This is a genomic window from Dyadobacter sp. CY312, assembly GCF_021390535.1.
Classification (GTDB): Bacteria; Bacteroidota; Bacteroidia; order Cytophagales; family Spirosomataceae; genus Dyadobacter.
In genome coordinates this window covers 55,264-71,530 of record NZ_JAJUXG010000008.1, presented here as the reverse complement: position 1 = coordinate 71,530, position 16,267 = coordinate 55,264, and the positions used below count along the sequence as shown (strand labels likewise).

Genomic DNA, 16,267 nt, shown 5'->3' with positions numbered 1-16,267 from the left:
CTACAACATTATTTGAAACTATAAAACTTCCATTTGGTTTTGAAATCCGGGGTTAGTTTCTGTTTGGTTAAAGTGGCTCGCACCATTTCTATCGGCATATTATTTTCTTTCATAATTGCATCATGAAACTGCGTGTACGACATTTTGCCCGAATCAACCATTTCATTTTTCAGACTGAAAATCTGTAAGCCCCCAATGAGGTAAGCAACCTGATAAAGCGGACTGTAATTCCCTTCAAACGAACGTCTCACTTCGCCTTCGGCATTCGCCCTTTCGTGACCTACGCGGTCCACAAGGAAATCGATACATTCCTGTGGTGTCCATTTTCCCAGATGATAATTCAGCGAGAAGATGATACGTGCGCAACGGTGCATACGCCAGAACAACATCCCTATACGTTCCTCAGGAGTTTTGGCAAAACCTTTGTCGTAAAGCAGTAGCTCCCAATACAATGCCCAGCCTTCTGTCCAGAACGGCGTACGGAAATCGCCCCGATAGGATTTGTAACGGCTGTTCATGTAATATTGAAGATGGTGCCCCGGAACAAGTTCGTGATGTACCGTTGATCTTGAAAAGTAAGGATTATTGCCTCTCATACTCATCAGCTTATCTTCATGAGCCATGGTATTGGTTGGGTACGAAATAATAATATCACGACCTCCCAGGAAAAACGGATTCACGAGCTGACGCTCAGGAGTCATCATTTGCATGCCCCAGGTTTCGTCCGCTATTTCAGGATATTCACCCAATTTATTCTTTAAAATGAACTCCTTTGCATCGTTGTAAAGCTTCATGATCAATTCAGGCTGCGTTCCGGCAGGCACATAACTGTTTTTCACCTTTTCCTGTGCTTTTTTCCAGTCATTGCCAAAACCCATTTCCTGCGACGCTTTCAGTAATTCCTTATCACACCATGCAAATTCTTTGTTGGCAAGATCAATCAGTTCGTCAGGTGTGTAGCTGATCATTTCTGTACCCAATTGACGTATCAACTCTTCACGACCAATCGGTACGCCTTTAATGCCGCTTACATCATCTTTTTGGGTCGTATTCAGTTTCCCTTTGCTTTTGATAACCTTCGCAAATGCTACCAAAGTACTATCCAGTGTCTTGTACGGTTTTGGAACCCACCAGGTAAACATCGGATCATATCCATTGTAAAACTCGTAGGTACTTTTCAAACGTGCCTGAATTCCGGTCACAGCTTCTTCTCCACGAAGTGCCAATGGCATATCCAGCGATTCTACCTTTTTTACCGTTTCCACCGAAGCCTTTACTTCTTTAAGTATTTCGTTCAGCTGTCCGGCTATTTTTTCTCCGTCAACAGTTGCTCCCCTGCGACGTCCCTTTTCCAGTGCATATATTTTCTCCGCAAAGGGAATATACTTCTGAATTTGATTGTACTCCTTTTCTTCCTGAGACAAAGTCAAAAGATGATCTTCAATATTTCTTTTTAGTAAAAGATAATCTACCTGACCATAAATGCTCATGGTATTGAAGTCAAGCTTAGCCAGTTTTGCCAGATAATCCTTATCAATTTCATTAAGACGTTTTCTTTGTTCGGGGGAATTTAAATTGTTGGACATCCCTCCAAAACCACGGCTTTGCGGTGCCATTGGAGAATAAAAATACCGCACGGCACGAATATCCTGACTGTACTGTATGATGAGTCCGGTTGCCTCGCTGGACTGTTCGTATAAATTAAATTTACTGGCAGGAGTTTGAGAATGAGCCAGGTTCATCATCACAAACAGTAAAACAAAGGTCGCGAGGCCGCGCATCAGGAATTGACTTCTCATAAGGTTCAGGTAAAGTGGATATAAAGGTTGTCAGGTTAATTCAATTCTTACAATAGAAAATAGCCATATTGCTATAAAAAAACAGTGAGCTGGGTTGCAGCTCACTGGTATCTTTCAGGGTCGTAAAGTTTGATATCCGCAGATAGTGCCGTTCTGTCGGCCAGCTCCGCTACAAGCTTACCTGTTGCCGGTCCAAGGCTGATTCCCATCATCCCATGACCGCCTGCCACGATCAGATTTTTGAGTTTTTTGCTGTATCCCAAATACGGCAATCCATCCGGAGAGCAAGGCCTGAATCCGTACCAGATCTTGTCTTTTGATGGTACCTGCACGTCCAGTTCAGGATAATATTGCGGAATGGAATTCACGATTCCTTCCACACGGTTCATATTGATCTTGTCGTTCAGCGCAGCAAGCTCCATTGTTCCTCCAAAGCGCACCTGCCCGTTCATTGGTGTTACGGCTACCCGCGCTTCTATAAGCAAGGCAGGATGCACGATCGGATGCGAGCTGTTCGGTTCCATAAATGAGTAGCCTTTACCCGGCATCACTGGTATAGATAAGCCAGCCAGCTTCGAAAGCTGCGGAAGCCAGGAGCCCCCTGTCATAATCACAAGGTCTCCGCTGATATTTCCCTGACTTGTTTCCACGGATTTCACTTCGCCATTCTGGATCTGGTACCCGGTCACTTCAGTATTCGTCAGCACTTCTCCCCCATTTGCTTTGATGTATTTCAAAAGCTGGGAAATGAGTGCGTGAGGATATAAATGTGCGTCACAGTGGTAATGAACTGCTCCTTTTACATCCAGTTTTATTCCCGGCTCAATGGCCTGCACCTGCTCAGCAGAAAGCATTTCTACATCGAGACCTAGCTTCTGAGCATCTTTTCCTACATGAATTTCTTCTTCTCCGGCTTTCTCTGTTTTATACAACATCAAAATACCTTTCTTTTCAAGTCCGAAGTCAAATCCTTCTTCTTTGCTGAGATCCTCATAAAGCTGCTTGCTCAACAAGTGATAATCTCTCAGATAAGGAGCAGCTCGTTCAACATTCGCCGGAGTTGCGCTTTTCATAAATTTCAATCCCCAGGAAATCAATGCGAAGTCCAGTGAAGGTTTTACATAAAAAGGACTGCGGCTGTTGAACATCCACTTGATACCTTTCGACACCATTCCCGGTGCAGCCAAAGGAATAAAATGACTTGGAACGATCATCCCCGCATTGCCATGCGAGCAATTGTCCGACAAATCTCCCTTATCGATCAGCGTAACCTGCCACCCGCTTTTCAGCAGGTAATAAGCCGAAGCCAATCCCATAATACCTCCTCCGATAATGACGGACTTTCCTTTATTTGAACTCATTGTATTTAGCTGATAGCTTTTAGCGGTTAGCCATTGGCTTTAAAAAGCCGACAACATTTATCTCTTTGAATTAATGAAATAAGTATTTTCTCTAAAAATAGAGTAGGAATAAAACCTGGAATGTGAGCCAGAAGCGCTAAAAGCCAATTGCTAACAGCCACAGCATTATATTACCTGAAAGCCGTAGGCATACGGATCTTCTTCGTCGTCTATAAAAATATTGTTGTAACCTGTCACAACGGCCCAGCCTTCTATTCCGGGAATGATTGCGGGTTTATCTCCGATAGTAACTTCATCTTCAACAGTTCCGATGAACTTGGAGCCAATGATACTTTCATGAATAAACTGATCACCTTTTTTCAGCTTGCCCTGAGCATGCCATTGCGCCATACGTGCAGATGTCCCGGTACCGCAAGGTGAACGATCAATCGCTTTATCGCCATAAAACACGGCGTTTCTTGCTGTGGATGTAGGATCAATTACAGCACCTGCCCAAAGGAAATGACTCAATCCATTGATATGCTCATTTTCTGGATGAACAAAGGTATATTGCTCATTCATCCTTTTACGGCACACGCGACTCCAACTAATCAGCTGATCGGCTGTGTAATTTTCCAGTCCTTTGAAGTTTTCCTGTGGATCAACAATGGCGTAAAAGTTACCGCCATAAGATACATCCACTGTCAGTGTGCCCAGATCAGGACATTCAACAGTAAGTTTTTCGGCAGCCAAAAAGGATTTGATATTAACCAGTTTAACTGATTTTACCTTTTTGCCTTCTTGTTTGTATTCTACCAAAACAAGTCCTGCGGGTGTTTCCAGACGTAGTTTTCCCGGAACTTTCGGTATAACCAGACCTTCTTCAATGGCAATGGTTACGGTTCCAATGGTTCCGTGCCCGCACATGGGCAAACATCCGCTGGTTTCGATATAAAGCACACCAATATCATTTGCCGGGTCAATCGGCGGATAAAGAATGCTCCCGCTCATCATGTCGTGCCCGCGTGGTTCGAACATGAGTCCTTTTCTTATCCAGTCAAATTCTTTCAGGAAATGCAAGCGCCTTTCCATCATGCTGTTTCCATTGAGCAACGGACCGCCGCCCGCCACAACACGCACGGGGTTCCCACAAGTGTGGGCATCTATACAGAAAAAAGTTTTTCTCATGAGTTAGCTTTCGGCTTTCGGTTGTCAGCTTTCGGCCTTATGCTGCAACGCATTGGCCTTAATCCAATAGTCCTAACCCTACTTTTTATATAAATTTGAACGAAACACAATTAATAGAAAATCAACTCCTCTATTAATTCGCAACAGCTGCTTTTGTCAATTCGTTATTCACAGTCCGCCAAATTCCCAGCGGATTGCTGGTTTTCAATTCTTCCGGTAAGAACTCGTCCGGCCAATTTTGGAAACTCAATGGTCTTACAAATCTTTTGATTGAATCGGAACCTACCGATGTAAACTTAACATTGCTTGACGATGGAAATGGTCCGCCATGGTGCATGGCTTTACAAACTTCAACACCGGTTGGGAAATTATTGAAAATGATACGTCCGCATTTGCTCTGAATGGTTGATACCAATTCCGCATTTGCAGCCAGATCTTCACCCGTTGCAAGCAGTGTTGCAGTTAACTGTCCGTGTAACTTTTCAGTAACGGCAAGCATTTCAGCTTCGTCTTTACACTTCACAATCAGTGCAAAAGGTCCGAATACTTCTTCCTGCAAAGCATCATTGATCAGAAAATCAACACCCAAAGCAGTTGCCACGGTTGGTGCTCCACATCCCTCGGCAGCTTCCGCAACAGCAACAGCCGCTACATCCACACCCGACTGTGAAACCAGTTTTTCTTTATTGCTCACATACGCCTTCGCAATACCAGCGTTGAGCATCGGAGCAGGAATTGCCTTTTCTATTTCTGCCTGGAACGTAGCAATGAATTCATCTAACTCAGGACTTTGTACGCCTATTGCCAAACCAGGATTGGTACAGAACTGCCCAACACCCAAAGTAAGTGAACCTACATATTGTTTGGCCAGCTCCACTGCCGAATCTTTCAGTTTAGCAGGCAATATGAATACCGGGTTCACACTTCCCATTTCAGCATATACCGGAATAGGCTCCGGACGGCTTGCCGCTACATCCATAAGTGCTTTACCACCACGATATGAACCGGTGAATCCAACTGCTTTGATAAGCGGATTGCTTACCAAAAGTTGTGCTTCTTCATTTGTTTCACAAAAAACATGAGAGAATGTTCCCTCAGGAAAGTCGCTTTTGGCAACCGCACTAAGAATGGCATCAGCCATAATCTGTGAAGTTTTCGGATGGCCCGGATGTGCTTTCACGATGACCGAACAACCGGCTGCAATAGCACCCGCAGTATCTCCACCTGCTGTTGAGAAGGCAAAAGGAAAATTACTTGCCCCAAAAACTGTAACAGGTCCAAGTCCTACATTCGTTTTTCTGATGTCAGGCTTTGGTGGTGTACGTTCCGCATTGGCTGTATCAATACTTATGTCCAGCGAATCACCTCTTTCAACTGCATCTGCATAACTTCTCCATTGGAAAATCGTCCTGCCTTTTTCTCCTACAAGACGACCTTCGGGTAAACTGGATTCCTGCTGTGCGGTTGAAATCAATTCAGGACCAAGTGCTTCGATTTCGCTTGCTACGTTGCGCATAAACGCAACCCTTTTGGCCAAACTGATTTTGCTGATGGCAACAAAAGCTTCCTGTGCCTTTTGAACTATGCTTTCTATTCCTTCTTTTGAAACACTCATACTTTTGATTTTTTTAATTAAAATACCTCTAAAATGTAACCTGTCCACATGATACTTAGTTCATGTCGGCGACAGGCTACATTTCGAAATAAATTAATGCGAACTTCTACCTGCTGTTAATTGCAGATTATGCAACAGCGTCAGCAGAAATATTTAGGTAGTCTGACAGCACAGGCTGTTTTGCAATAGCCTCGTCGATGATTGCCAATACGCTCTCTCTTTCTTCACCTTTAAGTACCAAACGCGGAGCTCTTACGTATTCAGACCCGATACCAGCCTGTTTAGCGGCAAGTTTGATGTTCTGAACCAATTTTGGATGAATATCCAGTTCAAGCAAAGGCAGGTACCAGCGGTAAATGCTCAAAGCTTCTTTATATTGTCCTGCTTTTACCAGGTTAAAAATCGCAACAGTTTCTTTCGGGAAAGCATCAACCAATCCACCTACAACACCATCGCAACCCAACATCACTTCTTCCATGATCAGGGTATCCACACCACAGAACACTTTGAAACGGTCGCCGAAACGGTTGAAGATGCGTGTAACATTACTTACATCACGGGTTGATTCTTTGATGGCATGTACATTTGAGATTTTGGCAAGCTCAGCAAACATATCCAATGTCACTTCTATTTTATAATCAACAGGGTTGTTGTAGATCATAATAGACAAAGAAGTACTGTCAGCGATTGTTTTGAAGTATGCAACAGTTTCTTCATCGTCTGCTTTGTAACGCATCGGAGGCAAAACCATTAAACCATCAGCTCCGATTGTTTCTGCTCCTTTTGCAATAGATACTGCCACTGCGGTAGACTGCTCAGCAATACACAAGACGACCGGCATACCAGCAGGAAGAATGTTTTTTGCAGCTTTCACCAATTCGTACTTTTCTTCAATTGTAAGTGTGCTGGCTTCACCAAGAGAACCTGCAACAATTACACCTGAAATTCCAGCCTCAACCTGAGCAAGCAGATTTTTTTCAAACAAATCTAAATCGAGGGTATCCTCAGCTGTGAAAGGAGTTAGCAATGCGGGATACACTCCCTGCCATAGTTCTTTGTTCATATATAAGTTTATTAAGGTATTGTTCCGAACTTTTTATCAAAAGTAGTGGAAGGTTTAACAGGAAACATTTCTGGTATTAATCAATTATATACAGATTTTAACATAAATGATTTTTCAGCTCATTTTAAATACAATTGAGCTCACACAAAGCACTATCCACGACATTATATATGCCGTTTACCATTATTGCAATAAATTATTTGGAAAAACGTTTAATCTACCTTTTCAATAAACACCGCCTGTGCTCTATCGGCTTTTCGGACTTTTTTAAGAAAAGCAATCCAGTTGGCATATTCCGATGCCGGATAGCGGCCACCTTTCAATATGAGCTTTCTGGCACATAGAAGGGTATTTTTCGTATAAACTGCACTACTTTCCATCGAACCAAATATGGATGTAATCGTTGCAGACGGCATCGTACTTTCGGGCTTGAATCCATCAGGGATGATATACGACACTGAGTCAAGATCGGTAAAGTCATAGTCAGCAGGAGGCAAATAGAAGTCCGTGGTCCGTTCGGTTATTCCGGGCAATTCATAGTATGTGCTCAGGATATTGGGTTTAATAAACAACCTTGTCCCGCTCTTCGTAGCGCAGTTGCGAACTTTAATACTCAGCTTTTCTATTACCGAAGGTTCCGCACCGTTTCCATCCGAAAGTTCAAAACGTTCGAGATCAAGACTGGGCAGATTGATCTGATTTACCAGCCATTTCTTCTGTTCATCTTTATTTCCACTGTGCATGATGGACTTTCTTGATTCCTGCCTCAAACCCGTGTAGGAAGTCTGTACACTCAGTTGCCCGTCGCCATTTGCATCCAGTTTAATATCCGTTCTGCGCGTTCGCACATTATGATGTTCTTTGTAGTCAGGCGTCATTACCAATTTTCCTCCTTCCGGCATCACGATCAGCGCAGGGCGCCCTCCGGTAAATGTCCCCATAAAATTAGCGGGAGTGGTTTGGCTGGTGCATTCCAGCCAGATCGTATCTTTTGCCGCAATGGCACAAGCAATTACATGATTAAACTGACTTGAAGGAAAATCCGCCTTGATCCTCGCCTCTTCTCCCGCCCTAATCAGGGCTGCATAACAGGTGACACCTGCATACCGGAGCGCGGCCAAAGTCAGGTTTGTAAGGCCTTTGCAATCGCCGTACCCTTTATTGGCGACAGCGGTAGCATCAATGGTTTGCCAGCCGCCTATTCCAAGCTGGATACTCACGTAGCGCGACCTCGCCTGCATCCATTTATATATCAACAAAATCTTCTCCCGATCAGACTTTGCATTACTTACAAGATTCTTAATTTCTGCCTGCGTTGAAGCTGGCAGTACATCCCGTCCTGCATTCAGCGTGTAATAGAATTTACTAAGATCCTGCCATGAATTAAAATTGCCCTTATATTCCTGCAATTCCAATTCCGCAGGAGCCGTCAGCACCATTGGCGAGGCTTCCATTACCGGCAAAGGATAAGAATCTCTTCTGTTGCCAGCCGGACGGTTTTCCAGTTTCCATAGATACAAATCGGCACCATCTTTATCCTTGGATTTTCCGGCAGCCGCAGCGCCATTGTATTCCTTATATCTGAAATTAAAACCTGCCGGAGTTTTTATTAGGTAAACAGCACTCTCAACAGCGGTTTCGGTATCTGATGCGGGCATCCATCTTGGATAAAACATCATGTTACGATTTCGGGACTCGTAGCTGTATTCAATGGTGTAGGGGTAAGCGTATGCTTTCTTCCCAAAACCCGCCACCTTGATCCGTGCATCGGTTATATCATCTCCTGCAATGCCATATCCGTAATCCTCAATGTCCGCATTCCGTAACTTTTTCACCAGCTTGCCTGTTGCATCGTATAAGTTTCCGCTGATGTCGGCTATTTTTGTGAATTTATCGTACTGAACATACAGCTGTGCATGCTCATCTTCACCTTGCTCATTCAGAATAGTAACTACTGTTCTCTCCCTTCTTTTCGCCTCGGATTTCGACAGTATTTCCCAGCTCGTTTCACTAATGCGCACCACGGCATTAGCCTGATCGCTTAACGAAAGATTGATTTTGGCAACATTAAAATCTTCTTGCGCAAAAGCTGAAACACCAGTTGTTAAACTGAATATTAATGCAAGAAACCGCATCATTTTTATTTGACAAATTTTCATAATCAGGAAGTACTATCAGTTTGTTTTCTTTCTGATTACCAAGGGTTTTGAGTGACGCTGCACAACCCTCTCAAAAAATTCCTTGACATCATGATATTCCTCCGCCGAAAAGTTGGTTTTGGTCAGGGTTACATTGCTGTTTACAGTGATCATATTGCCGTTCTGCTGTACCATGTAGGCAAATCGCCCTGCTTTTGCAACAAGTGATACAATTTCCGGTGTCGGAGTTTCTTCCAGTGCATATCCCTCAGGCAATTTAAAATTGGCGACGTAACTATGCGAGAGACCGCTGTTGAAATTAAGTGGATAGATCCTTTCCTTAGATTTTAAAGGATTGGAACCCCATCGCCCTGCCATAACCGGATTTAAATAAAACCCGCCTTCTTGCAAATTGTCATCTTCAAGCTCAAAATCACACTTCACATTCACCGTCCCTTTCAGGTCGTCGTTCTTGTTTTTTATAACCAGGTTTTTGATCTGCCATTCCTGAAGATAGCCCTTCAGATCATCCTGATATTGACTTTCAGGGATGTCATTATATTCTGTGCGCCAGTTAAGTGCCTCGTAACCTCCATAAGAAATGCTATACGTGCCTTTCACAAGTCCTTCATCCAGATCAATTTCAGCATTGATCATTTCCAGCTTACTCTTGATGTCTTTGGATACAAGCTCTATAAATTTCCCGTCACCTTTTTTAGGAAGCAATCTTCCCCACCCATTCAGCACCTGTTCCGGAAGCATTCCCGGTTTGGCATAAGACTGTGTCGCGTCAAGAAAATATTCATTTTCCCCCATTTTAACATGACCGATTACATAATCGAAATTTTCCAGCATTGGAATTTCCTGTATTAACCTGCCGTGTGACCTGGTGCTTAGAACAACCGGATTGCAATCCAAATCCAGTTCTCTAAGCAGCGTAATCAAAGAAAGGTTGATATCACTGGCATTTCCTTTTTTGTTGTCATAAGCTCTCCTGACGCCTTCTTTTGAACCTACACCATTATAGCCGTCCCACTTCATGTACTTCTGTATATACACATAAGCCATATTCATTTTCTCTTCCGGCGACTTCGCAGTGGTATTGATTTTATCTCTGATCTCTTTCAAATAGGAGGACTTACGTAATTCACCTCCAAACCAGGTTGCCTGGTCAAGCGTTCTGTCAACCTGATCCCAGGTTTGTGAAAAGCGGCGGGTACCCTGCCCTGGTACTGCAATACTCGCCAGCTCAAACCTGATTAGCGACAAATAATCCATTTCCGTGGTGATAAATGGTTCATTCAGGAAAGCAGGGGCATCTTTAACCACAAACCGATACGACAAACCCTGACCATTGTATTGCGAAAAACCAACATCTACGTTTATCTGCTCCTGCTTATTAATATGCAGCGGCAGATAACCTCCCATGGTCATTTTGTATTCCAAAAAGTAAGGAATGGTGATTCGATATTCACTCCATTTATATGGAACATCACCTTGGAAACGCCATGTATTCGGCTCAGTACGCAAACTTAACGGCGTACTTCGGGTGTAGGAATATTCGATTACGGATCCCTTCTTAACATTGGGGAGGTTAAACTTGGTTGTGCGGTATTCGTCTGAAAATTTTTCATTCTTGATGGATTTCTTGTCAAGCTCGCTCGTAACAATCTGATTATTATCCAGATTGTAGGTATATCCTTTCAAATTATAAATCTGTTCTTCTTTCACACGAACCGATCCATCATAATAAGTTAACGCCACAGAAGCTCTGCTAAGCGCCGATTCTTTCAGAATTTTAATCCTTACCCAGCTGTCCATCAACATCACAATACCCTTGTTTTCGTCATAGGAAAAACGCAGGTTACCGTAGTCATACAACACCACTGCTTCGGCAGTGCTATCTGCTGAATAAAAGGCAGTTTCGAGTGATTCCCGGTCTATATATCCGAGTTTTGGTTTGAAATCCTGCTGTGCAAATCCATTGGAAAAACCGAAGAGAAGAAAAGAGACAAACAAAATCTCCCAGCGACGGCGATGCCGCCTGAACTTTGTTAAAGGGTAAATCATTACACTAATTATGAAGGGTGAATTCACTGCATGATCGCAGTTTTAATTCGAATTTCAAAGGATAATTATCAACAATTAGAGAATTAATTTGATCGTGAAGAGGGCTTCAGTAAAAACGGATTAAAATTTCTAATTTTGACACGAATTAAAAAAGGCTTTGTTGAGTCTGTAATATTCCTGAAACCCATTAATTAAAACATTACATTTCTTTTATGTCAACTTCTCAAAATGAAAACCCGCTCCGTGTTCTTGTTGTCGGCTGCGGTAACATGGGAGCATCCCACGCATTTGCTTATCAACTGATTGACGGCTTTGAAATTTGCGGAATCGTTTCTACCGGAAAAAGCAAAGAAATATTAAACGAAAAGCTAGGCGGCGGATATAGCCTATTCAGCGATTACGAAGCTGCATTGAAAGAAACCAGGCCTGATGCGGTCTGTATTTCCACGTATCCGGATACCCATGAAGATTTTGCAATACTTGCTTTACAGCACGGAGCACACGTGTTTATAGAAAAACCACTGGCAGCAACTGTTGAGGGAGCCAAAAAGGTGGTAGCTGCGGCTAAGGCAGCGGGCAAGCAGGTTGTGGTAGGTTACATTTTACGCCACCATCCATCCTGGGAACGCTTTGTGACCGAAGCCCAACAGCTCGGCAAGCCACTCGTTATGCGCATGAACCTGAACCAGCAAAGCCATGGCTACATGTGGGGAGTACATCGCAACCTGATGAAAAGCCTGAGCCCGATTGTGGACTGCGGTGTGCATTATATCGATGTAATGTGCCAGATGACGCGTTCCAAACCGCTTCGGGTAAATGCTATCGGCGCCCGGCTGACAAATGATATTCCTGATGGAAATTACAATTACGGGCAACTTCAGATATGGTTTAAAGACGGGTCGGTTGGTTGGTACGAAGCTGGCTGGGGACCGATGATCAGTGAGACCGCATTTTTTGTAAAAGACGTTATCGGGCCAAAAGGATCGGTTTCTATTGTGGCAAAAGATGCCGGTGCCGCTGGTAAATCGTCATCTGTGGAAGCGCACACCAAAACGGAATCTATTCGTGTGCATCATGCAGAACTGAACGATAAGGATGAATTTGTTCATCAAGACACCTGGATCAATTTGGAAGACGAACCGGATCACCAGGAATTGTGCAACCGCGAGCAGCGTTTCTTCCTGACCGCAATTTTGGAGAATACTGATCTGACTGATCACCTGCAGGACGCCGTTACGAGTCTTCAGATTGCATTTGCCTGTGACGAATCCGTACGCACCGGCAGAACCGTCGATTTGGTTTAAGAATAATTAACCTTCAATAAGAAATCCTCTCAGATTAGCGTTTGAGGGGATTTTTTATTGAAAAATCCCATTTTGTAACCTATTTATCGTTACCCCTACTCCACTTGTAACCGTTTTGTATTTTTTCAAACGTTTGCATTGCATTTTGACAGATTAATATTTAATTTTTATTATAAAATTCGCTTAATTTAATATAATATTGCCACTAAATACCATCGGGTGATTATTAGCTTCACCTGTTATTCTGACTCCACAAATTATATTCATGTATTACTAATTAAATAACTAGTAAAATTTAGTCATTACCACTAAAAGGTTTTAGCTAAATTCAAATTGTGTTTTTACAAGTTTTAATATAATGATTATTCACCATAACCAATGACTATGAATTAAACAATCCGACCCACCATGTACTTTATTGTGCTATCGTCGTACGTTTAGCCAAATTACTAAATACCTAACATACCTTTTTATAATGAAAAAAAACACTACCTCACCAGGTATGGTCCGACGCGGGAACATACTTTCGAAGTGCGTGCCATTTGTTCTGGCACTTGCGTGTGCTACCAACGCCGAAGCAAGGCTTCTAAATTCCAATACGAACCTTACATTAAAAACCAGTATAGCTGTTGACAGATCCATTAAAGGAAGAGTGACAGACAAAAGCACTGGCGAAGGTTTACCAGGCGTTAACGTAGTTGTAAAAGGAACCAGCACGGGAACTTCAACTGACGCTAGCGGTAATTACACCATATCAGTCGCGGAAACTGGCTCGACACTCGTATTCAGCTTTGTAGGCTACGTGAGCCAGGAAGTCGCAGTCGGCAGCCAAAGCGTTGTTGATCTTGCTATAGAATCCGACTCCAAAGCACTTAGTGAAGTGGTTGTTATCGGATATGGTACTGCTAAAAAATCTGACTTAACAGGTTCTGTGGGTTCAGTAAAAGAAGCAGAACTAAGAGAGCGCCCGGTACCTTCACTAAACCAGGCTTTGCAGGGAAAAGTATCCGGGGTACAGGTAAACGTAAACTCAGGTCGCCCGGGAGGACGTTCAAATGTACGTATCCGTGGATTTAGTTCTATCAACTCGTCTAACAACCCATTGTATGTGGTGGATGGTGTGATGCTTCCGCAGGGTAACCAAAACCAGTCGAGTCAGGCCATTGATTTCATTAACCCCAACGATATCGTATCTGTTGAAGTTTTGAAAGATGCCTCTTCCACAGCCATTTATGGAGCTCGTGGTGCAAACGGGGTAATCATGATCACTACCAGAAGAGGGAAGTCTGGTGATGGAATTATTACCTATAACCTGGATCTGAGCGTACCGACAGCGGGACCGAAGCGAGCCAAAGTACTGAATGCACAGCAGTACCTGGACGTAGAAGATCTTTCTTACAAAAACATGCAGAAGTACGATCCGGCAGGATGGGCTGAAGGCAAGTACACCAGTCATAATCCACAGATACGCCGTCAACAATTACAGGACAAATATCCGGAAATCTTTACTGTTACCACGAATCCGGACGGCACCAAAAAATTTGCGCCTAATTACGATACAGACTGGTTCAAAGAAGCTACTCAAAACCGAGTATCTCAAAACCACCAGTTAGGTTTTAGTGGTGGTAACAACAAAACAACTTACTCCCTATCTCTCGGTTACCGCGACGACCAGGGTTTGATCAAAACTTCTTATCTGAAGCGCTATTCTTCTCGTTTCAGCATTGATGATCAGGTAAAAAAATGGTTAAGAATCGGTGGAACACTTAGCTACAATAACCAGGCTGAAAACCTTGTCGACATCAATGATGCTGTTCCTCGTCAGATGGTTGAAGATTTTCCTTTCCTACCTGTAAAATACAAAGACGGCGTTTACGCAAACAACCGTGACTACCCGGGTGCAGAAGGAGCTATGAGCTCTGTTCACCGTCTGATGGGTCGCAAGTTTAATCTGAACACCCAAACTACTTTAGGAAGTTTATACGGAAATGTAACTTTGGCAAAAGGTCTTGAATTCCGCTCAGTTTTGGGTATTAATGTAATTAACCAGGAGGCTAATCAGTCTCAAACGCGCTCTCTAACTCCTGGTGAATTAGGAACTGCCAGAAAAGAAAACAGAAAAGAGACCTTCTGGTCATGGGAAAATTATTTGACTTATAACAAAACAGTTGGCATTCATTCTTTTAACGCGCTTGCGGGTATTTCATGGCAGGAAACCAACGTTACTACCTCCGGTGTTGGATCTCAGAATTTTGCAACAGATTATTTTAGCTTCGATAACCTCGGTGCAGGAGCAACACTTCCTTCATCCGACCCATATGTATCGGGAGCATCACGATTTGCATTTAACTCTTACTTTGGACGTCTGAACTATACATTACTTGAAAAATACCTTTTCACAGTAACTGGTCGTGCAGATGGTTCGTCTAAATTCGGACGGGATCACAAATTTGCATTTTTCCCATCTGCGGCTTTTGCATGGAAGGTATCAGACGAAGAATTCCTTAAAAACAACGCACTTATTTCAAGTCTTAAGTTGCGTACAAGTTTCGGGGTAACCGGTAACTCTGAAATTCCTCCATATTCTTCTTTACCCCTCTTGAGTTCTACTTATGCAAGTGTATTCAATGAGACAAGAGTAAGTGGAACAGGTATCAGCGTTTTGCCAAACCCGGATTTGAGATGGGAGAAAACCGCTCAAACAGATGCCGGTTTGGAAATCAGCTTTCTGAAAGGAAAAATCAATCTGGAAGTTGACTACTATTACAGAAAAACCACAGACATGCTTCTGGATGCACCGGTACCTCGTACAAGTGGTTATGCTACGATCCGTAAGAACGTTGGTTCTATGCAAAATAAAGGATTTGAATTTGGCTTGAATACAGTGAATATTGAAAATGCTAATTTCTCATGGAATACCAGTTTCAATATTTCATTTAACCGTAACAAAGTATTGTCTCTTGCTACACCTTCAGATATTTTCGGAGTGGGTGGTCCTTCTATTACCAACCAAACAAGTATCATTCGTATCGGCGAACCCGTTGGTGCATTCTGGGGACTTACACGTCTTGGAACATGGTCAGAAGCTGAAAGAGACGAAGCTGCTAAATTTACCAGCTACCGTGGTAACCTGAAAATGCTTCCTGGTGATATCAAATACAAAGATGTTAACGGCGATGGAGCGATCACAGATGCTGACCGCAGCATTATCGGAAATGGTAGCCCTAAAGGATGGGGAACATTGGCGAACACAATACGTTACGGAAACTTCGACCTTACATTTGATGTGCAGTTCTCGTACGGAAATGACCTGATGGACATGAACCTTCATGCTAGTGAAGACCGTGTATCTCTTGCCAACAGCTATGCTACAGTGTTGGGAGCCTGGACACCAACCAACCAAGACTCACAAATAGCGGAACTACGTGATACCAAAGCAGGATATGTAACTAACGTGGATACACGCTGGATCTTCGACGGCTCATTCCTCCGTGGACGTAACTTACTTTTGGGATACTCGTTCCCGTCTGAGCTAGCAAGCAAGCTTAAAATGAGCAAGTTGAGAGTGTATGTTTCGGCTCAAAACTTCTTCTTGATCAGCAAGTATCCTCATGGCGATCCTGAGCAGACACCTATTCGTGGTAATTTTAACACGGAAAACGTATTCTCTCAAGGTATGATCTGGCACGGATACCCACGACCAACTACTTATACTGCTGGTTTACAGGTAGCATTCTAAAGATCAGAGTC

9 protein-coding genes are annotated in these 16,267 nt (G+C 43.2%); 2 read left to right on the top strand and 7 right to left on the bottom strand.

What is annotated here, in order from left to right:
- Positions 1-8 precede the first annotated feature (8 nt).
- The 7 genes from LZG71_RS11630 to LZG71_RS11600 form a co-directional block, all read right to left on the bottom strand.
- Complete coding sequence (locus LZG71_RS11630) at positions 9-1,799, bottom strand: DUF885 family protein (protein ID WP_233820619.1); 1,791 nt, start codon at positions 1,797-1,799, stop codon at positions 9-11.
- 101 nt (positions 1,800-1,900) lie between these two features.
- Complete coding sequence (locus LZG71_RS11625) at positions 1,901-3,160, bottom strand: FAD-binding oxidoreductase (protein WP_233820616.1); 1,260 nt, start codon at positions 3,158-3,160, stop codon at positions 1,901-1,903.
- A 165-nt stretch (positions 3,161-3,325) separates the two neighbouring features.
- Positions 3,326-4,327 carry a 4-hydroxyproline epimerase gene (locus LZG71_RS11620; protein ID WP_233820614.1) on the bottom strand — a complete coding sequence of 334 codons (1,002 nt, stop codon included), beginning with the start codon at positions 4,325-4,327 and terminating at the stop codon, positions 3,326-3,328.
- A gap of 133 nt (positions 4,328-4,460) precedes the next feature.
- A complete protein-coding gene (locus tag LZG71_RS11615) occupies positions 4,461-5,942 on the bottom strand; it encodes an aldehyde dehydrogenase (NADP(+)) (RefSeq protein ID WP_233820612.1) in 1,482 nt (493 codons plus the stop codon).
- Positions 5,943-6,069: 127 nt separating this feature from the next.
- A complete protein-coding gene (locus LZG71_RS11610; protein ID WP_233820610.1) occupies positions 6,070-7,005 on the bottom strand; it encodes a dihydrodipicolinate synthase family protein in 936 nt (311 codons plus the stop codon).
- A 212-nt stretch (positions 7,006-7,217) separates the two neighbouring features.
- Entirely contained in the window at positions 7,218-9,143 is a 1,926-nt protein-coding gene (locus tag LZG71_RS11605) for a DUF3857 and transglutaminase domain-containing protein (RefSeq protein ID WP_233820608.1), read from the bottom strand.
- A 36-nt stretch (positions 9,144-9,179) separates the two neighbouring features.
- On the bottom strand, positions 9,180-11,213 hold the full coding sequence (locus LZG71_RS11600; protein ID WP_233820606.1) for a DUF3857 domain-containing protein: 2,034 nt from the start codon (positions 11,211-11,213) through the stop codon (positions 9,180-9,182).
- A 212-nt stretch (positions 11,214-11,425) separates the two neighbouring features.
- Between LZG71_RS11600 and LZG71_RS11595 the strand changes: the two genes are divergently transcribed.
- On the top strand, positions 11,426-12,517 hold the full coding sequence (locus tag LZG71_RS11595) for a Gfo/Idh/MocA family protein (RefSeq protein WP_233820604.1): 1,092 nt from the start codon (positions 11,426-11,428) through the stop codon (positions 12,515-12,517).
- A gap of 475 nt (positions 12,518-12,992) precedes the next feature.
- Positions 12,993-16,256, top strand: coding sequence for a TonB-dependent receptor (locus tag LZG71_RS11590; RefSeq protein WP_233820602.1), 3,264 nt, complete (start codon positions 12,993-12,995; stop codon positions 16,254-16,256).
- The last annotated feature ends 11 nt before the right edge of the window (positions 16,257-16,267 follow it).